Raw genomic sequence first — 26603 nt, 5'->3', positions numbered from 1 at the left:
TATTTTTATCGGCTAAGTGCATTCAAAAACCAAATTCAATTCAATGAGAATTACCACCAGACTCAACTATCTGCTATCTATTAGCGCCTTATTTCTACTATTAGCCTCATGTGATTCAAAACCCGAAAAACCAAAAGAATCTCCACTAGTTATTCGTGAAGACTCGCTGACCGAAGTGTCAAGGGCTAAAGAGATTCTTGAAAGCATCACTCCTAAAGTTGCGGAGGGCCTTGAACTAAGCCTATGGGCTTCCGATTCTTTGGCTCCCGACCCGATTGCCATGCAAATGGACAAGTATGGTAGGGTTTACCTAACCCGTACCAACAGACAAAAAAATTCTGAATTTGATATTAGGGGATATAGAGATTGGATGACGCCCTCCATCGCACTTGAATCTCCTGAAGATCGAAGAGAATTTCTTCATCAAACTTTCGCACCTGAAAAAAGTGAGGAGAACGAATGGCTAAAAGATTTAAATGGAGATGGCAGCCATGACTGGAAAGACCTTGCCGTAGAAAAGGAAGAAGTCTGGATGCTTGAAGATAGTAATGACAACGGAATTGCCGATAAAGCCACTCGAATTTTAGAAGATTTCAATGATGAAATCACAGATGTTGCCGGAGCTCTTTTGGTACGTGACGAAGATGTTTTTGTAGGTGTAGGCCCAGATATGTGGCGCTTGACCGACACCAATGACGATTTGGTTCTAGATGAAAAAACTTCGATAGCCAATGGTTTTGCGGTACACATCGGTTTTGGTGGTCACGGTATGTCGGGCGCGATTGAAGGCCCAGATGGCAAGATTTATTGGGGCATTGGTGATATCGGTGCCAACCTGACTACAGTAGATGGCGAAAAACACAAATACCCTAACCAAGGGGTTATTGTACGTAGCAACCCTGATGGTAGCAACTTCGAGGTTTTTGCAAGAGGACTTAGAAATACCCATGAATTTGTTTTCGATGCCTACGGAAACATTATTTCTTCTGATAATGATGGAGACCATGCCGGTGAAAGCGAACGTTTAGTGCATATTGTTGAGGGTTCCGATGCAGGGTGGCGCGCCAATTGGCAATATGGTAAGTATACCGACGACAAGAATAATGGTTATAGCGTCTGGATGGACGAGAAACTTTATGTTCCGCGTTGGGAAGGTCAGGCTGCCTATATCATTCCACCTATTCAAAATTTTCATAATGGCCCCACGGGTATGATTTATAACCCGGGCACAGCTCTCGGTAAAGATTGGTTAGATAAATTCTTCTTGGTAGAATTTGTCGGTAATCCCGATCGCTCGAACATTTGGTCTTTCGATTTAAAGCCTAAGGGCGCATCTTTTGAGCTTGATACCGACCAAAGTATTCTGAGCGGTGTATTGCCAACAGGTATACAGTTCGGCCCTGATGGCGCGTTATATTTGGCAGATTGGATCAATGGATGGGGAACAAAAAATTACGGTCGAGTCTGGAAATTGGATGTTGCCGATGGCAAAGACGATTTGGAGGCCCAACGAAAAGAGACCGAAAAGCTTATGGTGCTCGATTATGCGGAACAATCGACTGAAAAATTGGTTGAGCTTCTCGCCTACCCAGATATGCGAATTCGCAAAAGAGCCCAATTTCAATTGGTGAAAAATGGCTCTGACGGATTTAAGGCACTTGAAGAAACTGCCAAAACCGATAAAAATCAAATGGCCCGAATTCATGCCATATGGGGTATTGGGCAACTTGCCGCAGAAGATATCGATAAAGCCACGGTTTTAATGAATCTTCTTAATGATAATGACAAGGAAATAACCGCCCAGGCCCTAAAGGTTTTAGGTGATGTAAAATACAGTGAAGGTGGTTCAAGCTTCATTTCTTTATTGAAAAGCGAGAATGCCAGGGTCAAGTTTTTTGCAGCTCAAGCGTTGGGCAGAATCAAGCATGATGCAGCCATTCAACCACTATTGGATATGATTGCCGAAAATAATGACGAAGATCTTTATTTAAGACATGCAGGTGTACTCGCTTTGACCCGAATAGGAAAAACCGAACCTTTAGTTGCCTTAGCAGACAACGAGAATAAAAGCTTACGTATTGCCGCAGTACTCGTACTTAGAAGATTAGAGAATGAACAAGTTAAAATGTTCTTGAACGACAAAGACGAATATATCGTAACGGAAGCGGCAAGGGCGATTAACGATGACTGGTCTATTGAAGAGGCGCTTCCAGACTTGGCAGCAATGCTCAACTCAAAAGAATTTACTTCAGAGCCGTTGCAACGAAGGGCTATCAATGCAGCCCTACGTGTTGGTGGCGATAAAGAACTTGAAAATTTGATCGCTTTTGCCAAGAGACAGGATATTTCGAATGCCTTACGGGGTGAGGCCTTGGCCACAATCGGAACTTGGGCTGAGCCATCTGTTCTTGACCGTGTAGATGGTAGATATAGAGGCGAAATCAAAAGAGAGGTCAATACTGTAAAAGAGAAAATTGAAAAAGATATACCGGACTTTATAGAAGATAGAAATCCGGAAATCTTGATCGGTATTTCCAAGACATTGGCAAATTTAGGAGTTGATAGCTACAACGATAAGCTGTATGCCATCATGAAATCGAATAAATCTCCAGAGGTACGTTCCGAAATTTTGAAGGCATTGGGAGAGTTGGAATTCGATAAAATCGAGGGTGCCATGCAATTGGGAATGAAAGATAATGACGTGGCAGTTCGTACTACAGCAGTAGGTCTTATTCCACATTTAGACATCTCAAAAGAAAATTTACCCAATGTGGTCAACCCCATATTCAAGAGCGGTTCGGTACGTGAGCAGCAAAGAATGTTAGGGGTACTAGGTGAATTACCACTTGAGAAAAGTGGCGATGTACTAGAAGGTCTAATTGCTCAGGCCAAAAGCAAAAAATTGGACCAGAGTGTGATACTCGACCTTATCGAGGCTGTACAAAGCACAGAATCGGAACCACTTATCGCCCAAATGGAAGAATTGAAAGGCGACGGAAATTCTACAGAAGCCTTCAAAGAAACTTTGGTAGGTGGCAACTATAGAGCGGGTTCTAGAGTTTTTAACAACAATCCCACCGCACAGTGTACCCGTTGCCATGCTATTGGTGGCGCAGGGGGTAATGTTGGCCCTCCGTTAGAGAATATCGGAAACATTCTTACAAGAGAGCAGATTCTTGAATCTCTAATCGAACCAAGTAAAAGATTGGCCCCGGGTTATGGTAGTGTTTCGTTGACCTTGAAAGATGGGCAAGTAGTAAACGGACTTCTAGAACAAGAAAATGAGCACGAGTTGATCTTAAGAACCAATGATGCCGAACCGTTAGAAATTCCCATTTCACGAATCGATAAGCGTGAAAACATGCCATCAGCAATGCCCGCCATGGGAAAAATGATTACAAAAAGAGAGTTACGAGATTTGATCGAGTTTCTTTCTGGGCAAAAACAAGAACCGGCCTCATAAGCCAGCAGTTTCCTTTTTGGCCAAATTAAATTCCGACATCAAATCGGCTACGATAGTGGCAGCTGGTTTGATGTCGTTAATTATTGAGGATACCTGACCGATTTCAAGTTCACCCTCTTCCATATCACCCTCGAACATTCCGCGTTTGGCACGCCCCTTTCCCAATATATTTTTAAGCTCTTCAATAGATGCACCCTGGGCGTAAGTCTGTTGAACATCCTCATAGAACTTATTCTTTAGCAATCGAACGGGAGCCAATTCTTTAAGTGTCAAATGGGTGTCACCCTCTTTCGCTTCAATAATCTTTTGCTTGAAAAGGTCGTGGGAAGAAGCTTCTTGGCTGGCGACAAATCGACTGCCCACCTGCACGCCATCAGCACCTAAAATCATGGTAGCCAATATGCCTCTTCCGGTAGCTATTCCACCTGCCGCAATCAAGGGAATTTTAATTTTTTCCTTCACAGCCGGTATGAGGGTCAAGGTCGTTGTTTCATCCCTACCGTTGTGTCCACCAGCTTCAAAACCCTCGGCCACTATAGCATTTACACCTGCCTCTTCTGCCTTTTGGGCGAACTTCACACTACTTACCACGTGCACCACCGTAATGCCCTTATCCTGTAAAAAAGAAGTCCATTTTTTAGGATTTCCTGCGGAAGTAAAGACTATTTTAACCCCGAGTTCTACAATAATCGCCATCAGTTTATCCACGTCAGGATAAAGCATAGGCACATTGACTCCAAAAGGTTTCGTGGTCGCCTGCTGACATTTATGTATGTGTTCCCGTAAAACTTCGGGATACATGCTTCCCGCACCCAAAACACCCAATCCGCCTGCATTGGAAACCGCCGAAGCCAATCGCCAACCACTGGCCCAGACCATACCCGCCTGAACAATCGGGTATTCAATTTCAAAAAGTTCAGTGATTTTATTGGGCATGGGTAAAAATTTTATTTACGTGAAAATACTTGTCAGGTCGAGCGGAGTCGAGACCTCCGCAAATTGGGTAAAAAACAATACCTCTCGACTACGCTCGAGGCGGCAGCAATCAGTTCTGGGAAATTACAAAATAACTGCACAAACCTGATGACCAAAAAATGTCAGGTCGAGCGGAGTCGAGACCTCATCAAACTGTGAAACAATAACCTCTCGACTGCGCTCGAGGCGACAGCAATCAGTTCTGGGAAATTACAAAATAACTGCACAAACTTGATGACCAAAAAATGTCTGGTCGAGCGGAGTCGAGACCTCATCAAACTGTGAAACAATAACCTCTCGACTGCGCTCGAGGGGACACCAATCGGTTTTAAATATCCAAAATGACCTCTAGACTACGTTCGAGGTGTTATCGTCTAACCTTAAGCGATCACTCCCGAACCCAAAAGCTCATCGCCCTGGTACCAGGCTACAAACTGCCCTTCTGTAATGGCAGATTGTTTTTCTTCAAAATCTACGTACATGCCCCCATCAATTTTGTATAAAGTGGCTTTTTGTAGCGGTTGACGGTATCGAATGCGTGCCATCACCTCCATCTGTCCATCTACCTGCAAAGCCAAATCGGTTCGTACCCAATGCAGTTCATCATCGTTTACGAAAAGGGTTCTGCGATACAACCCAGGATGCGACTTGCCTTGACCGGTATAAATTACATTCTCATCGACATCGGTTTCAATCACAAATAGCGGTTCTTTTGTACCACCAACATCCAAACCTTTGCGTTGCCCTTTTGTAAAATAATGAGCCCCTTGATGCATGCCTACAATCTTCCCATCCTCTATATGGTAGACGGGTTTGGTAGCATTAAAAGCCAACTCATCTACCTTGGAAAGAAATTGGGGTGTTTCTTTTTGATATTGGGCCGTTTCAGATGGTACTTCAACGATTACTCCCTTTTTGGGCTTCAATTTCTGCTGTAAAAATTCAGGAAGTCTTACCTTCCCGATAAAACAAAGCCCTTGTGAGTCTTTTTTATCTGCTGTTATCAAATCATTATCTGCAGCGATTTTACGTACTTCGGGTTTGGTCAACTCCCCTATCGGAAAAAGTGTACGTGACAACTGCTCCTGCGATAATTGACATAAAAAGTACGATTGATCCTTATTGCCATCTACACCCGCCAACAACTGAAAAGTCTCTTCTCCATTAGCATTGGTCAAAATACCTTTTCGACAATAATGGCCCGTAGCTACGTAATCGGCCCCCAATTGAAGTGCTATCTTCATGAAGACATCGAACTTAATCTCACGGTTACAGAGCACATCGGGGTTTGGGGTTCTCCCCTTTTGGTATTCATCGAACATATAATCTACGATACGTTCTTTATACTGCTCGCTTAAATCAACCGTTTGAAAAGGAATGCCCAACTTCTCCGCAACGATTAGTGCATCGTTACTATCCTCCAACCAGGGGCATTCTTCAGAAATAGTCACGGAATCATCGTGCCAATTTTTCATAAAAAGGCCGATTACATCATACCCCTGCTCTTTTAAGAGATAAGCGGTTACGCTTGAATCTACACCTCCGGAAAGCCCAACAACTACCTTTTTCATTGCGTTAGAATTAAAAGGCAAAATTAAGGATTCTTGGGGAATTTTCGGTTGAGGTTGAAATGGGGTGAAATTGAATTTAAAGAAATTGAATAAGGCCTTTTATAGGAGCCATAGGTGGGCGTAGTTCTTTATTCAATAAGATGATTTAATATTTCTTCTTTAATTTGTTTAATTAATGCTAGTTGATTTTTCACATCTTTTAGATTTTGATGCGAACTAATTCCGCCATTTTTACTCATTTGTATTTGCATACCTTTGTAGGGAATTGTTATACTGGATAAATCAGCGCCATCATTTTTCAATTGTTCAAATAGAGGTTCATTTTTTAAATCAGCTCCAAAAAGTGCTGACGAAGACACTCTTGAACTTACTCCTTTAAACCAAGCACCTGTATATTGTTCAGTATGTTTATGTAATTGGTTAAGGTCTAATTCTATTTCTTTTAACTCAATCCCTAATGAGGAATCCTTTTTAAAAGTCCTAAGTAAATCTTTGATTACATTACTGCTCTCACATAAATATGCATATCCTTCTTCTGGATTGCAATACATTTTAACCGTAAAAGTTTTTTTGTATCCATTAAGTTCCATTTTTACGGGTTGATTGTCAACAAAACCAAAAGCTAATCCTTTATCCTTAATAAGCATTTCGTGCTCTATTTCGTAATACTCAAACCCGTGATATGCAGTAGCTATGTTTCGAATGGAAGTTTGTTTTTCCTCTGTAAATCCAGGAAGTGTCAAATTATAATTTTTATGCCTTTCTTGACCTGTATGAATACTAGGAAACTTTAAAATATTTACTAATCTGTATGTATTCATATCTCAATTTGTAAACTCAAATAATCTTTGGTTGTGTCAAAAAGCTTATTTATTGAGTTAGATTTTATTATTAATTGATTTTTATTGACACTTACAATATTCTCATTGTTTGGAATTCTAATAGAAAAGTTAAAATTATAAATTGATTGTTCTGGTAATTTTTTTATCCAATAACTGTAAAAAGGACTTGTTTTAGGATATTCGATAATCAAATCAAATTTTTTGGAATCACTAATGATTGAACTCAATGAGTTTTCAATTACTTCAGTAACCTCAATTAATTCGTTTATTGTAGGTTTTATTCTTTTAGTCGGTACTATTAACCTAGTTGAAAATAAATTTATTCTAGAAGTTTCATTATTTGTGATTTGCAATCTGAATAAGTAGCTGTCTTTATAGATAAACTCAATAAAATCCTCATATTCTTTGTTTATTGAAATATTCAATCTTTTTAAATTTTTTATAAATAGAATTTTGTCAAATTCATTTTCTTGCTCAATAAAATATGAAAACCTCCAAAAAGTATGGTCTTGCTTAAACCATTGAAAAATTCGGTTAATTGCAAAATGAAATTTTAAGTTAAGATTATATAGTAAAAGAATTACCGAAATCGAATAAGAAGAAATAGTAAATATTGTATCAAATTCGTTCCAAATTGGTTTAATACTATCTTTAAATAAGACGTAAATCAAAAGTGGTACGATTAAAATAATTAGAACTATTATTGGTTTAAATTTCATTTTTTTTGTTCAAATTACGCACAACACTTAGATACCTCAAACTCCTCAATATCTATGCGTCTGTATTTTGGTACTATCCAAATCTAAAATTCTGGTGTTTTGTATTTCAAAATAATCAACATATAATCATATGGTTGCTAATTTGATATGCTGGGGGGAGAGTTTTTAATCCAAAGGATTACAGTCTAAATATAGGAAAAATCTTATCGTAAAAAAATAGTTACATTATTTCGGGTGAAGGCTTTCTTATTAGGGGAAGGCTACAGTAAGACCGTCTCTTAAAGCATGGATATTTAGCGGCTACTCGAAATAGTGGAAAGCTCTGTGCTAAATCTTTTTGAGCAAATAGAAATTTTCGTTTAAAATCAACTCTTTAGCTTGTCTTACCTTGTTCCCATACTTTTTTGAAAGGCTAAAATAGTCTTGATGGTCAATCAATTTATAGTTTTTCTGGCAGCGGTAATAGTTGTCTTCGACAGTTTGACAAGCACTTTCGCTGGTCTTTGAAACATTTTGGTTCATAAAACTCAATAAATTTTTAAAAGCTTGAGTTTCCTTTATTGTTTCCTGAAACGAAGCACTGCCTATATAATCTCCATTTTGTTGAATTGCATTAAAAAAGGTAAATAAATTATCCGTTTCTTTTCTATTTAAAAAAAACAGAACCCCTTCGACCAGAATGAAACTCGACATATTGACCTTTATAGCATTAATTTTCGATAATAATTCCTCTTCGTAATTTTTGCTAAAATCAACACCGATAAAATGAATATTTCTTTTTGGCAGTATATTTTCCTTTTGCCAATTTTGGATTTTATCCTTCTTGAAATCAACTATTTCAGGCTTATCGATTTCTATGTGAATCAAACTTTCATTCAATAAAAAAGGATACATGCTAAACCCACTTCCAAAATTTATCAATACTTGAATTTCTTGTCTTTGCACCAAATTTCTTATTACCTTTAAGAAGTATCTGTTTCTAAGGCAATGAGTATAAGATTCCTCAGAAGAAACTTGGTCAAGATATTTATCGACCCACTTTCCCGTTTTTGGGTTTTGCCACAATCTCGCAAAATTGTCTTGACTTAAACTTTCGTCCATAGACCTGAAAGTAGAAGTCATGAACGCTGTTTCATGTATTTCGATATTTTCTTTTGCCATAAGTTTTTAACTATATTCAATGGATCTATCGTGAGAACATAATCTTGCGGCATCTATTTAATTTATTGATATAAAACATATCTAGGTGGTTGAAGTCCATTAAGTCGCATATAAACAAGCATTTGCCCTCTATGATGGGTTATATGGTCAGCAAGCAATAACAAAATCTGCCTTTTTGTTCTGTCCGCACCAAAATAGTCCAATCTTTCTTCAAGTCTATTCGGGTCAAAATTTGCAATGAACTCTATCGTTTTGTCAAATGTCTCACTGATTTTTGCAATCATCTCTTTCTTCGACTTTTCATCGACCTTTAGTTCTGTATCGGTTTCCCAATCTCTCGCTTCACGCCCTCCCATTAATGATTCACTGTGCCAATCCATCGCCCACGCAATATGCATTAAATTCTCCGCAAAACTCATTGATTCAGAGGTTGCCTTAAATTCATATTTATTTTCTGGCATCGTTTCCGCTATAAGAATTAAATATTCCTTCGATTTTTCCAATCGTTCTAGATATTCTTTGATGAAGTCACTTTCCTGTGCAAAAATCGGCTTTGCCAAAGAAGAGAAAAGCATTACCGAGGTCAGAATTAATAGATGTTTTAGGTTTCTCATTTGGTTCAATTATTGTTTCCGTTCAGTTTGATGCCAATGAATGGCAGTGCTGTACTATGTGAAGTCATACGATTGAATTTTTGTTATTGAACTCAATGCCTTGTTTTACAGTTACTTGTGGTGATTTTTTATTACCACCCGAGCGCGGTAACGTTTTATAATTGGAATCGGTCGGAGTTTTGAAGCATGTTCGTGTCTGCCATGGGAATAGTTGATTTGAAAAACAAATACTCGCAAACCGCAGAACCCCAATTGTCTTAAGTTGTGTATGAACGGTGTTTACTTTTTATATATTTCTTTTAATTCGGCATCAATCTCAGTACCACTCCATAAAACTGGGTTGTCATTTCCGTTGAATAAAATCAAACCCCAAGCTTTTTCCATTTTCGTCAAATCAATAGTAAAGTCAGACTCGTCCGCCTTAATTAATCTGATATATCTTTTCTCTCTCGGTGCGTAAAATGTTGGAATATCTAGTTTTTCTAACGTATCAATAGCCACCTGCTCATAATATTGATTGTCACTAACGACTTCATCCCAATTATCGCCCATTTCTAATTGTTTTTTATTAATCCATGATGTATCTGGAATCACTGAAATCGCACAGATTTCATCAATCAATCGCACTTGGGATGTATCATTAATATGAACTATAGCTTTTGCAAAATCGAGCTTTATATGACTCTGGGAACGTTCATCCTCTAATTGCCCGTCTTGCACAGTTAATGTATCGGTATCTGCCTGTTTTGATTCTTCTACTGTTTCTGCCTTGGCTGTACTATCAATATTGTCATTTGCCTCCAATTGATTTTCAGTCTTATTCTTTTGGTTTGATTGACAAGAATTAAGAGTCAAGATGAGGCTTAATCCAAGCAAGAAGAAGTGTCTAATCATGCCATGTTTTATAATCATATCGTTAATTTTCATATATGCAGGTATAAAATTGCCGTACAACGCAGGGCCATGTATACCCATGTGGTTGAATTTTTGTTGACGTACCCTAAGGTACGTAAAAACGGAAATACAGGGGAGCACGCCAGAACGCCAATGGGCATTGATTTGCACATTTTTCCTCGATGGCACCTGAAAGTGCTAAATAGTTGATGGTTTCTCATCCTACGATCTACACACTCTGAAATGGTCCTGATAGCCCCTCAAAGATGAGACTGCTAATACCTGTATAAAATCGAAAAGCCTCGTGAAGAGTCTCACAACCGTTCAATTTTTTAAGAGATCAAGTACTGGTGCAACGGTTACCGGTGCTATGGCCAGTTTTCCTGCTAATTTTACCTTTGTAAAATCTGTTAAAGACCGTGCAGACGATCATATGTTAAAAGCAAAACCCAGAAAAAATTTCTGGGTTTAAAAATAAATAGGAAAAGTTTATTTATTTCCCCGAAGGGGGTTGTAGTGTGTAGCCCATAGACGTCATCACATTCAATTGATCGTAATAATGGGCCATCATCGCAATTTTACCATTTTTTAAAAAACAGGTTACCTGGGCGGGTATCGCAATCTCTTGACCTGTTTCTTTATGGCTAATGGTATCGGTAGTCCAAACCATGACCCACTCGCCCTCGTTTATTCCACCAGTTACTTTTATGGGTGCATATGAGGTGTTTTTGTCAATCGTATGTTTAGTGGTTGCGAAACTTTCCTTATAATATTCAGATAACTGTGTGGGGTTCATTTCGTTTGAAAAACCTCCAGTTAATCCATAGATTTTTGCATCATCTGCTAATTGTGCTACCATAGTTTGCAGATCTTCGTTTTGAAGTGCATTTACGTAATTCGATACGGTGGCCACATTGGTTTCGGCGTTCTCGAACTCCATAGTAGCTGAAATTTCTTGTGCGCTAAAGATTGACGGAGTGAAAAGTGCAGCAAGCGTAAAAAGCATAATCTTCTTAATTGTTCTCATAATATATAGGTATTGGTTATTATTCTACTCAATTGGTTATTTTACAACAAATGGGGGAATAATGTATCTGCCAACAAATACTAGGGGAACTAACTTGCTTTATTAAAATATCTAAACTATTAAATTTTTTAGACTTAAATTAAAAATATCATAAATAATTGAATTTTAATGATTTAGATTAACATGGTGTTCCTATTATAAAATGCCTAAAAATATTATTTTATGCTTGGCTAAATGCTCCGCAAAATACGGAAACGATGTGTTTAAAAACTCAGCCCATTTTGTATTTAGTTTGTGTTACCTGCTGCCCTTATTTACTCTTCTTGTTTGTATATTATTCTTTCAAAACGCTTTCGATTTGATTTATATCTCCATCAATTAATTTTGGGATTTCTATTCGTAATATCCTACACATTAATGGATAGAGATGAATGTTTTTTATCGAAGGTATTTCATAACCATTTTTAAAGGCAGGTCCATTAGCATAAAATATCCCATGCATTTCTTTGTATTTGCTATCATAACCATGAACTCCAAAGGTTGTAACACCCTCTTCGATAAGAGCGTCTTTGCGTTTTTGATTCCAAAAATGATAACCGTAATCCGGGATTAACTGTATTGCACCCCAGTTTTTATTTTTTGGGATGTACTCAAAACCTGGTACATTTTCAGTTTTATAAGCTTTGAAATTAGTTTCCTTATTTTTTAAATACTGTAGTACAGAATCTATTTCAACATCTTTTTTCGGATGAATATTTACTATAGTACCATTTTCAATTGTCATGAACAAGTCATCGTTTTCGATAGCATCTATTGGTATTATTTTGTTGGTAGACTGGTTTCCCATGCCATGATCAGAGACTATCATCATATTTACAGGAAGACCGGTTTCCGAAATTGCTTCAAATAAATCGCCTAAATTCTTATCTAATTCAAACAATGCCGTTTTCAGTTTCTCGTCATCATTAGTACCGTAATCGTGTCCAACTTTATCCATATCACCAAAATATAATGTAATAAAATGTGGTCTGGATTTCTCTTTCAAGTTCAACCAATGTATTGCTTGGTCGACTTTTTCATCATTTGTGACGCTACTATCAAATGTATAATAGTATGTAGGTCGTATTCCTTGAATAGCTGCTTCTGTACCTACAAAGAAATAACTGGCAGTTACAATATTTGCCTTATTTGCCTCTACCCAAATCGGTGAACCTCCATAAAAGCTTCCATCTTCTGCCATTCCCGGACTTCTTTTATTAAAAAGCGTGTCTTTCTTATAATCATAAAATATATTTCCTATGATCCCATGCCTGTCAGGATAAAGCCCAGTAGCAATGGTATAATGGTTTGGAAATGTTTTGGTTGGAAACGAGGGTATCAATGATTCTGCCTTAACACCATTTTTAATGAAGGCACTCAAATTTGGAGGCTGATATTTTTCCACATAATCCCATCTCAAACCATCAAGGGAAATTAAGATTAAATAAGGCTTTTTTCGGGCAGTTTTTGAGTCTGTTTTCGCATTGAAATGAGACGGACTTACTATTTTTTTATTACAAGAAATCAATAAAATCGTTCCAATAATAAAAACTGATGTAACAAATACTTTTCGTTTTATCAACTCGGTTGATCTTTAGAGGTTGTAGGTAACGGCTTTGGCTAGTGGTTTAGCACTCAACCTTGCAAGTACACACCAACTTTGAAAATCCGCAGCAAGTTCCAAAGAAGGCTCGTACTGGCAACTAATTTTATACGGCATTATGCACATGTTTTATTTAATTATTGGTAATTCTAAAAATGATAGGTATGTTTTATTCCTATAAATACTCAAAGTTGGTATTCCTTCGGTCGGAACTTTGTTAAACGTATCCTTATCCGCTCCAGCAAGCGCAATTCTTATAGCATGTCCTTTCTTGATGAGAATAGATGTTGGATGCAATTTAAAGCTAACTTCTTCAATTTCATCAATGGGCATAGGTGATGCATCCGACTTCTTAAATGAATGATACGGTATCTTATCCAACATATCATTTTTAGCTAATTTTCGGTGTTCGAGCAAAAGCCCTCCTTCTGTGATATATCTGCTTTTTCCATCTGGGTCAACATCTTCTAAGTAGACAAAAATGCCCCCTTCTTGGTGTGTAGACGACAGACTAAGAGAAATTACCGGTGTTCCTGTGATTTGAAGCGATTCTTTAAGAGGTGTGGTCGTATACGTTAGCATTAAAGAATCGGCAGCATTGCGATTATCAAGGTTAAGAATTGGTTTTCCCATTTGGGTTGTCCATCTATTGTTTGTGCCCGTACTTACCGAAAAGTCAACCAGATATTTATCCATACCCTGAGGTTCATCAGGTTCTAAATTATCTAATTTTCCGTCGGCATTTAAATAGTATTTAATTCTTTCTTGGTTCTCGGGCGGCCAAATATCAGATTGTTTAAACGATTCTTCTCCAAAATTATAGTACTTAATGGTCGGCCAATCCTCTACTCCTTTGTCTTTTTCTTTTAGGTAATGGTCAAAGAAGTCCAATCGAAGTTTAAGTTGTTCATTAGCCGAAGGAACAGGATCTACCATTTTATCGGAAACAATAAAAGGGCTGGCATGAGAACCTCCGCCATGTGAAGTTGGCATCATGACTACTTTCTGCGGATTATCAAAATGTTGCAATCGCAATAAAGTACCCTCTGCCGTACCAGCGTCCAACCAACTTGTAAGAACGAGCATGGGTACATTTGATTCTGAAATTTCCTTTTTCCAATGCACGGGGTCAAGTTCTTCGAATTTAAAATCCCCAAATTTGGAATCTTTGTATGGTGCTGCAGTCAGGGCTTCTAATACAATTGGGTTGTTTTTATGTTCTTTGATTGCATCTATTGGAAAATCTTCACCCACACGCCTCACACTAGCACCGAGATTCTCCACGGAATTTTGGTCCAACCAATTAACATATTGACTCCATGCCGCTATAAAACTTGTGGCAAGCATTCCATAGGGTCGACTTGGGCTTTCATATACGTCAAAATCTGACCACCCAGGTATAACCGCTTTAATGGCTGGGTGTTGGATAGCACATAAAAGTTCGGCCGTTGTACCAGAGTAAGAGGTGCCATAGGCACCGACTTTACCATTAGACCATGGTTGGTTCACGACCCAATCAACAATGTACCAAGCATCTTTAACTTCTGTAGGCGTGTATTCTCCTGTCCGAACTCCATATGAAGCACCTGTTCCCCTGACATCAACTTTTGCGAGGATGTAATCATGGTCAAGAAAGTTCTTGTCAACTTTTCCGAGTGAAGCAATTGGCGTTCCTGTTTTCGGGTCTTCTTTGCCCCTCCAGTATCGGGTAAATTCAAAGAGCACAGGAAGTTTTCTATTTTTATAATTATCTGGGAAGTAAACATCGATAGCCAACTTGGTTCCATTGACAGCAGGCACGTAGTAAGACTCAACATTATTTGCTTGAGAGAAACCGAATTGATTTACTGAAACAAAAAAGAGTATAAATAAAAATCTTTTAGCTGTCATATTCTGATTGGATTAGATTGGGCATTGCGGTTTTTGTATGAAACGTAGCGCCGAAAATAAGCAGTTACTTTTCAGATGAACACAAACTGAATTTTTATTTTTTGTTTTTACTTTTCTATTCGAAAAGCGAAATTTGAAAATTTGGCGATTTTTGTAAACAAGTACCGACCTCTCATTTTTGCAATTACTAGCAACGTTTATACACGGTGTCATCAGTAGTTTTTATTTCACCAATGATAAATATTTACCTCTATTCTCATACATTACCCAAATATCAATTAAAAGCAATAGTATAGCGATAGGTAATCCACTGGGTGCATAAAAAATGTTTGTTAGAAGTATGCCTATCATTATTGGAAAAATCACAATTGCACCCAGCGCTCTTGTTTTCGGAACAATAAATAATATTCCGCCAAGAATCTCAACAAAACCAACCAATGGCATAAGCCAGTTTATTTCCATAAATGCGGTCATTACCTTAATCATTTTCTCGGGCAGGTCATCAGGCATTGGCATGTAATTTAGAAACTTATTTAGCCCTGCGTTTATGAACATAAGTCCAAAAAGCAGGCTTACAATAAAAATTATTGTCTTTTTCATTAGTTTTTGTTTTGATAGTTAATCATCCAGTTAATACCATATTTATCGGAAAATTCTCCAAAATAAGAGCCAAAAAACATATCTGCCATTGGCATAGTAACATTGCCTTCAACAGAGAGTTCATTAAAAAGTCTGTCTGCTTCTTCTCTTGTTTCGGGTTCAAGACAAATGTGCATGTTGTTTCCTTGTTTGAGCGTAAAACCCATTTCTTTCGGGGCATCTGTTCCCATCAAAATGTGTCCACCAAGAATGGGAAGCTCTACGTGTAGTACCATGTTCTTGATGACATTTGAAACTGGTGGATATGCTGCATCAGCAGGGATATCACCGAAACGTTGAATGCCATTACCTATAAAATTAGTTTTAAAAACTGATTTGTAGAAAATAAATGCCTCTTCTGTGTTTCCAGAAAAATTTAAATAAGTGGTTACCCTAGATTTGTTGTTGGGCTTATTTTGTTTTCTTAATTGAAATTGCGCTTCTAAATATTGGTCAAGATTTTCCATTGCCATTGTAAATCCTTCTTTAAAGCCCATTTCAATAATTTTCTCTAGGTCTGAAAGACTTTCATAGGTTGCTGTAATCGTTACCAGTGTTGTATCAACATTTTCCGTGAAGACATTTGTCCATTGTGTTCTGGGCATCTCTTGGTTAACTGTTCCATTTTCATCACAAAATGCGTCTAAGCCCGAAAACATTGATTGATTGACAATTTTGAGATAGTCATTTTTACACCAATGACATTCTTGTTGTTTTTCACTTTGTGTGTTATACATTTGGTAAAGCCAACTGCCGCCTTCTCTAAAATCCATTGATTTGGTTTTAGTTTGATAGGGTTTTGGTGCCCACCATTGGTCGAGTATTTCCGGATTTGTCCATGCTTCCCAAACCAATTCAAGACTTGCGTCAAACTCACGTTGAACATGAACCGTGTTGTTTTTTTTGTTCACAGTAAAGTCGAATTGCAGATTACTTTTCATTTTTATTGTTTTTAAGTTTTAATAATAAATTGTCAAGTTGGTCGAATCGATCTTCCCAAATTTTTCTGAACTGTTCCAACCATTTATCTATTTCTTTCATTTTTTCGATTTTCAGCTCATAATATATTTCTCGCCCTTGTGGGGTAGCTTCAACCAGTTCGCACTCGTTCAAAATTTGAATGTGCTTTGAAATGGTAGGTCGTGCTGCATCAAAATTCTCTGCAATTGCCCCTGCAGTCATGGCTTGTGAAGTTAATAGAACGAGTATCGCTCGTCTTGTCGGATCGGAAATTGCCTGAAATATGTCTCTTCTTAATTTCATTATGAAGTTATTTGACTACAAATATATATGAAGCCATTTAACTACGCAAGTAGTTTTATTTTTTTAGGGATGTTAAATTAAGTAGAACGCATGTATTTTTTGGAGGGGTGTTCTTATTTGGTGTTAACGGCATTGGCTATGGCAAGGTCGGCATCTCAGCTGTGTAGTTATGTCGGTATAACCCCAACGATACGTGAGTCGGGGAGCAGTGTAAGAGGTAGAGCCCGGATAAGCAAGGTCTGCAATAGAAAGCTCCGCAATCTATTGTTTCTATATTCCTTTAACGCTGCAGGCACAAAAGGGCATGCAGGGAGGTCTATGAGCGGATTGTGAACATGGGGAAGGGCAAGAAATTGGCATTGATAGCAGTGGCCAACAAACTGCTTAAACAGTCCTTTGCCATTGCAAAGTCCGGAAGGCCCTATGACGAAACTTATGTTTCCGTATTGCCTGGATAAATAGAAGATGAATCGAATGAAAAAAGCTCAAAGAAACCGATTTTAGAATCTATGGGCCTAGAAAAGTATGGTTTCAGATCAAAGAAGAATTTGTTTGCTTTTTACCTCAGTTCTTTGTTACCTGCTACCATTTTTTTCAGAAATTCCTTTATATTTTTTTGTTAAATTTGGTTTTTGTAAGTTCAAGGCTCCCCTTCCACAGGTCTTTTTGAAAAACCTTGTTATAAGAATCAATAGATGTTTTAACAACTTTCCCATCCGAGAAATAAATTCCCTTTAAGTTTTTGTGCTTTTCAGAATAAGCAAGTTTTGCTAAATTTCTTCCTGCTTGAGCCGGTGTATGGATATTGCTTTTTAATAGGGTCAAAATAGGGAATACGTTTTTCCATAAAAATCGCATAACAGGTGTGTAAGTTCTGGCGAGCCCTGTACCTGGTGTTAATCCTGGGTCATAGGCATTTACCCTAATGTTTGTGCTTTTTAATTGCTCTTGTAATTCATAAGTGGTCATTATGTTACACAATTTTGAAGTAGAATACCTCCTTTGTCCAACTGTGTTCGTTTTTTCGGAAGTTTCTTTTGGGAAAGCAAGCTCTTGAACACTGGTATACATTGGGGGTTCTATTGGAGTTTTAAGTGCTGGGTCGTGTGTTTCGCTAGATGTAAATGTTATGTGCCCGTCATTTTTCATAAAAGGAAGTAATTGCATCGTCAAGGCAAATGCACCTAAATGATTTACACCAAATGTTTGCTCAAATCCATCTGCCGTATATTGTGTTTCGCCAATATTTTGTACTCCTGCATTATTTATCAAAATAGAAATGGAGTTGTTTTTTTCTTTGGCAAAAGATTCAGAGAACTTTCGGATAGATGCTAAAGAAGCCAAATCCAATTCCAAACATTTTAAGTCTTTATGTCCTGTTTGGGCCTTTATTTTTTCCCTTACTTCTTGCCCTGCATTCATGTTTCTGGCAGCAATGATAATTTGTTCGTTTTTGGCCATCCGGGCCATTTGTAAAGCACACTCAAAGCCAATTCCACTGGTTGCACCTGTAATAATAATTGAATCCATATTTTTTGTTTTCTATTAAAATGATGAAGCAAAGCTCAGCACTTCAAAAGCAAAAACTTTTGCCATTTGGCAAATAATGAATTCATGTATATTTAATTCATTTTAGGGTTACATGGAATTCGTACCGAAAGCCTTCGGTCCTCTTTTCAGATGCTTTTTCGAATCCTGCTTAACGATGATTGCGTGATTCCTAAATAAGAAGCGAGATAGGAAAGCGGAATTCTGTTGGCTAAACTCGGAAACTTTTCAATAAAATTTAGATACCTAGTTGTAGCATCTTCGGCTAGCATGGGGCTTAGTTTATTTACCTTTTCAACCAATGCTTTTTCGGTTATTTTATTTATAATACCGTCCCATTGAATAATAGTAGCTGACAAATCGTTGAGTGATTCTGTAGAAAATACTAGTAGTGTACAATCTGTTACAGCCTGTACATATTCTGAAGAGGGAATTTTTTGATTGAAGCTGTTTATGTCCACTGCAAAATTGTTTTCATCAATAAAGTATTTGGTGATTTCATCCCCTTGGCTGTTATAGTAACATACCCGTAAAATACCTTCTTCAATAAAAGCTACTTGTTTTGGTATTTTTCCTGCTTCGGAAAAGTAATCGCCCTTTTTCAACTCCAATACCTGTATTTTTCCCTTTATCAAGTCAATTTGCTGTTGATTTAACTGCCCAAATTCCAACAGGTAGTTTATTAATTTGTCCATAGTCACAAAGGTTGTCATTGCATTTTATTGGGAATTTGTCAAATGGCAAAAAGGTTGATTGATTTTCGTATTATATTATTTGTACGGTTTTCTGGTAGGTAACGCAGGGCTATGTGTAGTCGTGCGTTTTTATTTTAGTTTGTCGTACCGACAAGGTACATAAAAAAGTAAAATACAAAGAAGCACACCAGATTGCATATAGCGGTTGATATGTCGAGTAGTTGAGCCATGACAGCGGTTCCGGAAAATAGTCCACTTATCCTACGGCCCATGTAATCTGACAAGGCCCGAAGCCTGTGCTGAGTTTATCGAAGTGGTGATTCACGGAATCGCAAAGGGCGGGAACGCCTTACGCTATAGGTGTATTGGAATAGGACAAAGATCAAGGAACAATAACAAAGCTCACAGAATAGTAGTGAGACCCGTACCACAAAACAACGTGGGTGATTCGATAAGTTGAAATCACATCTTTATAGCAAGTGATCAGGTCTATTATAATTTATGATTATACAGATGCCGGTAAACCCTAATAAAACAGGTGTATCGCAAATAGGATGCGGAGCAAGTTATATAGGTGTTGAATGATTGATAATCCTATCGGAATTATCAACGGTTCAACACCCCAAAAACAACATTATGAGGTAATTAAAAAATTAAATATTAACTTTGGAGAACTGGACTAGGGCTTTTCATAGGAGCCGTTGTTATGCGCTGGCTTAACATGTTCAGTTTTTTCAACCAAATTCAATTATAGCTTTTTCTAAACTCTAATGGTGTCATTTCTGTTTTTTTTTTGAATAATTTTCCAAAAGATTGTGGATGTTCAAATCCTAATTCGTATGCTATTTCATTAACGGACAGTTCTGTAGTTGATAGTTTTTCCTTTGCCAGTTTTATTATTTTTTCGTGTATAAAAGACTGTGTGCTTTTTCCTGCGATTGTTTTTAAAAGCCTTGTTAAGTAATTTGGGGATAGATTCAATTGATTAGCTATTTTTTCAACTGTCGGTAAGCCATAAAGTTTTAACACTTCATCTTTTAAGAAATCATTTAAAGTAAATTCAAATTGTTCCAAAATTTTGTGGTTAGACTTTTTGCGCGTAATAAATTGACGTTGATAAAACCGTTTTGAATACGTTAGTAAAAGCTCTAAATGGGAAATAATTACGTCTTGACTAAAGTTATCAATAATTGAGTTGTACTCCTGATAGATATCTTCCATAATCCGAATAAGCATTTTTTCCTCTTTTTCGGAAAGATGCAATGCCTCGTTTAGCTGGTATTCAAAAAAGTCATAATTTTTAATTTTGTTAACCAAAGCTGTATTCCACAAAAAATCTGGATGGAATATAAGTAACCATCCAGAATGGTGTAGTTCGTTTGCATTTTCGACTTCAATAGACATAACTTGATTTGGTGCTACAAATGCCAGAACGCCTTCGTCAAAGTCATACTCTTGTTGTCCATATCTCATTTTACCTGCGTACAAACGTTTCAATGCGATGCAATAAAAACCGTGAGTTAAATTTATAGAAGTACCAGCTTTGTGTTTAATATCCTCAAAATTAATCACGCTCACTAAGGGATGTTGTGGGCTGGAGAGATTATTGACTTTATGGTATGCGCTAATACTATTGATATGAACAATTTTTTTTGACATTTACGACTTTATTTATTGAACAAAGTGGCAAATTCACTCCCAAAGTCCAAAAGACTCTGATCACCCATTTTTGCAGGTTTATTGTTGTCGTAGTTTTCAGTCAGACGACCATTCTCTAGACTGCGATACATTTCAGTAAACAGACTGGCTATATTAGTAGGTATTCCATTCTGTTCCATTCCTTTTTTTATGTCTTCGTCTGACACAATTGTCCACTTCAAATCTGGTTTTCCAATTTTTTGACCTAACGCCGTAGCAATTTCCTGTCCTGTGTGTTCCGAACTTGCTATATATCTAAATAAGTTACTTTTACTACTTTCCAATTCGTAAGTTGCCACCTCTGCAATGTCTTTTGGCGATACAAGTGGGAATTTAGTAGTACCGTAATTGGCTAAAATTTGACCTGTGTATTTTATCATATCAATATAGTTATTGAGATTATAGTAAAAATAGGTTGGTCTTAAAATCGTCAGACTTATTTTCGGTATTTGTTTAATGATTTCTTCAGAAAAATGAGAACCTAATATTGGACCTGTTCCATAATTTAAATGTCCTCCAAAACTACTTAAAAGTACAACTCTGTAAACTCCTGTTTTTTCAATCGCTTTTGCAAAATTAGCACTTGTTTGTCTGTAATATTCACGAATATCAGGTTGTGTGTAGTCAGGTGGATTCATTAAGAAAACAGCATCTGCACCAGAAAAAGTAGAAACTAAAAAGTCCAAATCAAGTAAAGAGCCTATTTGCGGTATCCCATTAATACTTTCAATTTCCGTTTTTCGATTTACTGAGTGACTTATAATTGTTACTTCGTGACCTTTTTTGATTAGGTTTTCAGCAAGTCTTTTTCCGATATTTCCTAATGAACTTGTAAGCGTTATTTTCATTTGATTACGTTTTTTGTGAGCCACAAAGTTCAAATAACACTTATATTTTTATGTAGTCAAATTAGGCTTTTCACAAGCCAAATCAGATAGTTTTATTATGTCAGTTGTTAACCACGGATTTTTTTCAGCTTACGCATAACGCAGGGCTATATGTAGTCGTGCGTTTTTATTTTTGTTTGTCGTACCGACAAGGTACGTCAAAAGGAAAAATACAAATAAGCACACCATATTGCATATAGCTGTTGATATGTACAGTTTTCCTCGATGGCGCCTGAAGGTGATAAAAATATGATGGTCCCTTACCCTAAAGCCATTGCAATCTGGCATAGCGCGGCGATAGCAAGTAGGGCAGTAAGGAAACATTTTCGTTTCCGTATGTGCTCGTAGCCAAGCGCTCTATTTTGTTTTAAATTATTCATCCTTAAGGGATAAATTTTTAAATATTTCCCAATGGGGTAATCTAACGACTAGGTGGTGTTTATAGAGAGCACTATACTTTCAAAAATCACTTAAAGCCTTATTTGCTATATACAGTATTGGAATTTAATTATTTTTTTTCCAACCTTTTAAATCCATAGAAAATTAGACCACAACAAATCAATAAGCCAAGAATTGCTGGTATCAATATTGATTTTCCTGACTCACCCGCATTTTGAATACTCCACACCATTTTACCTGTTGCCATAAGAAGTACTACTGCAATGCTCATTATTAAACTTCGTTTCCAAAAAGCCAATCCTAAAGCAATAAATGAAATAGGAATTGTGAAGGACAGTAGTATTTTGCTCAAGTTCCATTCGCCGTGGAGATACTCTTTCTCAAATTCTAAAAAATCTATTACGTTTTTACTCACAATTTCGGGCTTTGGAAACCAAAACATACTTGTGAATAAGGCAAAAATGGAGAGCATCATTCCAGCAAAGCTTTTCTTATAAGCGAAATAGCAAAATGGAAGTAAAAATAATGGTCTTAGATACCAACTCCATTGGTTATGGTGTCGTTCAAAAACCCAATCAAAGAAAGGTTTGTAGGTCATTGAAATCACAATGAACGTAATTGTCAGAGTTAAAAATATGCCACCTACTAATATATCTTTATTTCTACTATTCATCTGTACTATACTATGGGAGCCAACACATAATTATTTACAACCCAATATTATTTAAGCGTATTGGTGTTATATCATTCAAATTTGATATATGAATTAGCTAACTGTGCTCTTCAGCTATATATTATTTCATTTGAGATGACTGGTGATAACAGACAACTTTAGCACGTATTAAATTTAAGCATAAAACCTACTTAAAGATTGCACAAAACTGTGAGGATCAAAAGCACAATTATAACACTTCTCCTATATTCTCGTTTTAAAAATGTTCAACTTTTTTTCAAATAAGTTAAACACTTTTTGTAAGTGCATCTAAATTGCTAACTCAAATACGTAGTAAAATCGTTTTATAATGAAATGCTTTCTATAAACTATTAACTAATAATTGAAATATTATGAAACTCAGCACAATTAAATTCATGATCCCGTTCGCCCTTCTCTTGTTCTTTGTGGTCTCTTGTAGTGATGACGACAATGGCGTAACCATCAACAATCCTGAAATGGAAGAAGAAATGGAAGAACAGGAAGAAGTAGAAGAACAACAATCAACAATTGTTGATTTAGCCGTTGCTACGGCAGATTTGAGCATCTTGGTCGATGCGCTTACAGAAGCTGAATTGGTCGAAACCTTGCAAGGTGATGGTCCGTTTACAGTTTTTGCTCCTACAAACGCAGCCTTTGAGGCCTTTCTGGCAGATAACAATTTTGGCTCGTTAGAAGACATACCTGATGATGTACTAGAACAGGTATTATTAAACCACGTGGTATCGGGCGACCTTATGTCCGGTGATTTATCGACGACCTACGTAAGTTCATTGTCCACTGCCGGAGTAAATGAGATGAATATCAGCCTTTATGTCGATACTACAGACGGCGTAAAAATAAACGGTGCTACCGTAGCCACCGCAGATGTTGATGCTTCTAACGGAGTAGTTCATATTGTCGATCAAGTAATAGGCTTACCTAACATTGTTGACCATGCCGTTTACAATGCCAACTTCTCAGAACTAGTGAGTGCCCTTACTATGGAGGATAATACCACTTTTACCGATTTATTAAGTGATGGCGAGCAGATGTTTACGGTATTCGCTCCTACAAACGAAGCATTCACATCTTTTGAAAACTCTAATTCTAACGATTTGAATATGATATTGGCCAATCACGTAATTGCCGGTTCATCGTTAGCAGCAGCTGATTTATCGAACATGTACGCCAATACTGCAGCGACCAATGAAGACGGAGATAATTTAAGTATCTACGTAAATGTTGACGATGGTGTACAATTGAACGGACAAAGTAGCGTAATTATAAGCGATGTGGTAACTACCAATGGTATCATTCATGCTGTTGATACCGTAATCGACCTGCCTACAGTGGTCACTTTTGCGGTAGCCGATAGTGAAAATTTCTCGAGCTTAGTAGGCGCACTTACCGCCGAAGGCCAGCCCGACTTTGTATCGGTATTGAGTTCTACCACCGACAATACACCTTTCACCGTATTCGCACCGATTAATAGTGCATTTGAAGCTTTGGATGAAGTGCCTGAAGGCGAAACTTTAACAGCGGTATTGAACCACCACGTGATTGCCGAAGCGAATATTGTATCAGGAGATTTAAGTGACGGCCTGGTGTCTCCTGCAACTTTAGAGGGCGATACGGTAAGCTTTACAGAGACTGATGGATCTTTTACCATAACTGACGGTGCCGGAAATATGGGCACTGCTATTGTCAAGGCAATTGTACAAGCCATCAATGGAGTTGTACATGCCATAGATATGGTTCTGATTCCGAATACAGAGAATTAATTCCCACTACAATTATAGTATGAACAAGGCCGCTAATTTGAGCGGCCTTGTTGCATCTTACTAGGTATAAAACCGTTCTCTAAAATGGCTTGCAACGAATCACTTAAATGCTAACCACTAATTATTCTGAGTTAGCATACAAATTAATGCTCTTGACAACTCTCTTTTTTTTATAGCCTTCTTGTGTCGCATCTTTACGGTCCCAAATCTTACCAAACCAACCTAACTAATGCTAAAAAACCCCGACAAGAAATTATCGGGGTTTTTACTTTTGTATTAAACGCTACTTTAATTTATTATTTACCTGTCTTTTTTTGACGTTCCGCTTCTTCCATCATCTCCCTCATTTTCTTCTGGAACTTATTCTCCTTTTTTGGCTTTTTCTTATTCTCTTGAATTTGAGCATGAATCTTATCGTTATCAAGTATAAAGTTCTTAATGACCAACATAATACCAATGGTAATCAGGTTTGAGACAAAATAATATAAACTCAAGCCACTCGCATAGTTATTAAAGAAAAATAACATCATTACCGGCATTAAATACATGATAAACTTCATGTTGGGCATACCCGGCTGTTGTGGCATGTTCTGCCCGGTAGTCATCGTCATATAAAAGAATATAGCCACAGAAGCCAAAATCGGGAAAAGACTGATGTGGTCACCATAAAACGGTATACTGAAAGGCAACTCAGCAATGGTATCGTATGATGAAAGATCTTCGGCCCATAAGAACGATTTTTGTCTTAAGGCAAAAGAGGTTGGGAAAAACATAAACAAGGCGTAGAAAATAGGCATCTGTAAAACAGCTGGCACACAACCGCTCATAGGGCTTACACCCGCTTTACCATACAGCTTCATGGTCTCTTGCTGCTTTTTCATGGCATTGTCTTTATACTTTTCGTTCAGCTCGTTGATTTCAGGTCTCAAAACTTTCATCTTTGCCTGTGACAAATACGACTTGTACGTAGCGGGAGACATGGCCAACCTAACTAAAATAGTCATGACCACAATTGCGAGACCAAAGGGCAAGAACGAACTTAGAAAGGTATAGAAAGGTGTGAACACGTAACGGTTCAACCAACCGAAAATACCCCATCCGAAGGAAATTGAATCGTCAAGCCCTAATTCTTCGTACTGCTCTAAAACCTTGATATCAGTAGGGCCATAATACCAATGCATATTTTGCACCAATTCACCACCTACTACTTCTAGAGGTATTACCGAACGGAACGACTTGGTATACTTGGTCTCTTTACTCTCTTCTTCGACCAAATTTTTTGAACTGAAATCAACAGTTTTAAAGTTACCTTTGTTAGTGGCCAGAATAGAGCTGAAAAAATGCTGTTTATAAGAAAGCCATTTGACGTCTTCTTCTGTTTCTTCATCATCACTGCTAACCGACAAATAATCGATTTTATCATCTTCGTAATTATAAGTCAGCTCGGTATAGCGATTTTCGTACTCTACACTCTGATCATGACGAAAGCCTTTAAGAGACCATTCTAGCTCTACGGGCCTACTGCCATCAATTACACCGTTAAGACCCTGGGAACGTATGGTAAAATCAACGAGATAATCGTCTTCTTTCATTTCGTATCGATACTCAAGAAAAGAACTAGGCCCCGCCTTAGCTTTCATCGAAAGTACTTGGTTACCGTTGCTTTCGGTCAGTGAAGGTTCAAAATAAAGGTCTTTGGTATTCAAAACCCTATTATCCGAGGTCGTGAAATTCAAGCCGAATGCGGCATTGCCATCTTTGACCAAATACACCGGAATGGAATCATAGGTATGAAATTGCTTCATACGCGCCTCTACGATTTGACCGCCCTTGTTACTAATTTCAAGCGACACCAAATCATTTTCTAACTTGGTGATTTTATCGTTCGGCTGGGTAAAACCAAATGCCCCGAGCTTATTCTTATAATTGGCTACGGCCGTAGAATCTTGCAAATTGATAGTTGCTTCTTCAGGGCTATCATTACTCTGAAGGGTATTGGCCTCCTCCTCTTGCGTTACACGCTCTTGTTCTGCCTTTTGTGCTTCAAGTTCTTCAGGCGTTGGCCTGTTTTGATAAAACATGAAGATTAGTATTCCAAAAATCAGCACGAAGCCGATGATGGAGTTGATATCAAACTTTTTTTCTTCCATTGAAATTTAATTACTTAAGCCTCTGATTGAAAAAGGCTTACAACTATGTAT

The 26603-nt window shown here is 37.5% G+C and carries 21 protein-coding genes and 1 pseudogene; 3 read left to right on the top strand and 19 right to left on the bottom strand.

Going from position 1 to position 26603, the window contains the following annotated elements; genetic code table 11:
• Positions 1-43: 43 nt before the first annotated feature.
• Complete coding sequence (locus IV512_RS16735; RefSeq protein WP_209405426.1) at positions 44-3463, top strand: HEAT repeat domain-containing protein; 3420 nt, start codon at positions 44-46, stop codon at positions 3461-3463.
• Here the strand turns inward: IV512_RS16735 and IV512_RS16730 are convergent.
• The 13 genes from IV512_RS16730 to IV512_RS16670 form a co-directional block, all read right to left on the bottom strand.
• Complete coding sequence (locus IV512_RS16730; RefSeq protein ID WP_209405424.1) at positions 3458-4399, bottom strand: nitronate monooxygenase family protein; 942 nt, start codon at positions 4397-4399, stop codon at positions 3458-3460. The genes IV512_RS16735 and IV512_RS16730 overlap by 6 nt on opposite strands.
• A 419-nt stretch (positions 4400-4818) precedes the next feature.
• Entirely contained in the window at positions 4819-6009 is a 1191-nt protein-coding gene (mnmA, locus tag IV512_RS16725; protein WP_209405422.1) for a tRNA 2-thiouridine(34) synthase MnmA, read from the bottom strand.
• A 128-nt stretch (positions 6010-6137) separates the two neighbouring features.
• On the bottom strand, positions 6138-6830 hold the full coding sequence (locus IV512_RS16720; RefSeq protein ID WP_209405420.1) for a hypothetical protein: 693 nt from the start codon (positions 6828-6830) through the stop codon (positions 6138-6140).
• Positions 6827-7570, bottom strand: a complete 744-nt coding sequence (locus tag IV512_RS16715) for a hypothetical protein (protein WP_209405418.1) — start codon at positions 7568-7570, stop codon at positions 6827-6829. The genes IV512_RS16720 and IV512_RS16715 overlap by 4 nt, the downstream gene beginning before the upstream one ends.
• Before the next feature lie 327 nt (positions 7571-7897).
• Positions 7898-8731 (bottom strand): class I SAM-dependent methyltransferase, encoded by an 834-nt coding sequence (locus IV512_RS16710; protein WP_209405416.1) that lies wholly within the window; start codon positions 8729-8731, stop codon positions 7898-7900.
• Positions 8732-8793: 62 nt separating this feature from the next.
• Positions 8794-9345: a DinB family protein gene (locus IV512_RS16705; protein WP_209405414.1), complete on the bottom strand. Its 552-nt coding sequence runs from the start codon at positions 9343-9345 to the stop codon at positions 8794-8796.
• 279 nt (positions 9346-9624) lie between these two features.
• On the bottom strand, positions 9625-10272 hold the full coding sequence (locus IV512_RS16700; RefSeq protein WP_209405412.1) for a hypothetical protein: 648 nt from the start codon (positions 10270-10272) through the stop codon (positions 9625-9627).
• 460 nt (positions 10273-10732) lie between these two features.
• Positions 10733-11266, bottom strand: coding sequence for a nuclear transport factor 2 family protein (locus IV512_RS16695; RefSeq protein ID WP_209405410.1), 534 nt, complete (start codon positions 11264-11266; stop codon positions 10733-10735).
• A 334-nt stretch (positions 11267-11600) separates the two neighbouring features.
• Positions 11601-12887 (bottom strand): ectonucleotide pyrophosphatase/phosphodiesterase, encoded by a 1287-nt coding sequence (locus IV512_RS16690; RefSeq protein ID WP_245224899.1) that lies wholly within the window; start codon positions 12885-12887, stop codon positions 11601-11603.
• 150 nt (positions 12888-13037) lie between these two features.
• Complete coding sequence (locus IV512_RS16685; RefSeq protein ID WP_209405408.1) at positions 13038-14798, bottom strand: CocE/NonD family hydrolase; 1761 nt, start codon at positions 14796-14798, stop codon at positions 13038-13040.
• A gap of 222 nt (positions 14799-15020) precedes the next feature.
• The gene (locus IV512_RS16680; protein WP_209405406.1) at positions 15021-15398 is read right to left on the bottom strand and encodes a DoxX family protein; all 378 of its coding nucleotides are present in this window, start codon (positions 15396-15398) and stop codon (positions 15021-15023) included.
• Positions 15398-16348 (bottom strand): SRPBCC domain-containing protein, encoded by a 951-nt coding sequence (locus tag IV512_RS16675; protein WP_371743310.1) that lies wholly within the window; start codon positions 16346-16348, stop codon positions 15398-15400. Before IV512_RS16675 ends, IV512_RS16680 begins: the two co-directional genes overlap by 1 nt.
• A gap of 19 nt (positions 16349-16367) precedes the next feature.
• A complete protein-coding gene (locus tag IV512_RS16670) occupies positions 16368-16700 on the bottom strand; it encodes a metalloregulator ArsR/SmtB family transcription factor (RefSeq protein WP_100871393.1) in 333 nt (110 codons plus the stop codon).
• A 147-nt stretch (positions 16701-16847) separates the two neighbouring features.
• Between IV512_RS16670 and IV512_RS16665 the strand changes: the two are divergent.
• A pseudogene (locus tag IV512_RS16665) lies at positions 16848-17158 on the top strand (transposase); the annotation flags it as partial.
• Positions 17159-17306: 148 nt separating this feature from the next.
• Here IV512_RS16665 and IV512_RS16660 read toward each other — a convergent pair.
• From IV512_RS16660 to IV512_RS16640, 5 genes are all read right to left on the bottom strand, one after another.
• Positions 17307-18230 (bottom strand): SDR family NAD(P)-dependent oxidoreductase, encoded by a 924-nt coding sequence (locus IV512_RS16660; RefSeq protein ID WP_209405402.1) that lies wholly within the window; start codon positions 18228-18230, stop codon positions 17307-17309.
• Positions 18231-18376: 146 nt separating this feature from the next.
• Positions 18377-18943: a Crp/Fnr family transcriptional regulator gene (locus tag IV512_RS16655; RefSeq protein ID WP_209405400.1), complete on the bottom strand. Its 567-nt coding sequence runs from the start codon at positions 18941-18943 to the stop codon at positions 18377-18379.
• A 744-nt stretch (positions 18944-19687) separates the two neighbouring features.
• Positions 19688-20602, bottom strand: coding sequence for an AraC family transcriptional regulator (locus IV512_RS16650; protein ID WP_209405398.1), 915 nt, complete (start codon positions 20600-20602; stop codon positions 19688-19690).
• A gap of 8 nt (positions 20603-20610) precedes the next feature.
• Positions 20611-21489, bottom strand: a complete 879-nt coding sequence (locus tag IV512_RS16645) for an NAD(P)H-binding protein (RefSeq protein ID WP_209405396.1) — start codon at positions 21487-21489, stop codon at positions 20611-20613.
• Positions 21490-22036: 547 nt separating this feature from the next.
• Positions 22037-22600, bottom strand: coding sequence for a hypothetical protein (locus tag IV512_RS16640; protein WP_209405394.1), 564 nt, complete (start codon positions 22598-22600; stop codon positions 22037-22039).
• Between the two features lie 392 nt (positions 22601-22992).
• Between IV512_RS16640 and IV512_RS16635 the strand changes: the two genes are divergently transcribed.
• Positions 22993-24402, top strand: coding sequence for a fasciclin domain-containing protein (locus IV512_RS16635; protein ID WP_209405392.1), 1410 nt, complete (start codon positions 22993-22995; stop codon positions 24400-24402).
• Between the two features lie 296 nt (positions 24403-24698).
• On the opposite strand, the gene yidC is transcribed toward IV512_RS16635, so the two are convergent.
• Positions 24699-26552 carry a membrane protein insertase YidC gene (yidC, locus tag IV512_RS16630; protein ID WP_209405390.1) on the bottom strand — a complete coding sequence of 618 codons (1854 nt, stop codon included), beginning with the start codon at positions 26550-26552 and terminating at the stop codon, positions 24699-24701.
• Between the last annotated feature and the right edge of the window lie 51 nt (positions 26553-26603).

This window comes from Pseudozobellia sp. WGM2, from assembly GCF_017810075.1.
Lineage (GTDB): Bacteria > Bacteroidota > Bacteroidia > Flavobacteriales > Flavobacteriaceae > JADNYK01.
Note: the sequence above shows the minus strand (reverse complement) of the source record. Positions and strands in the feature narration are given on the sequence as shown.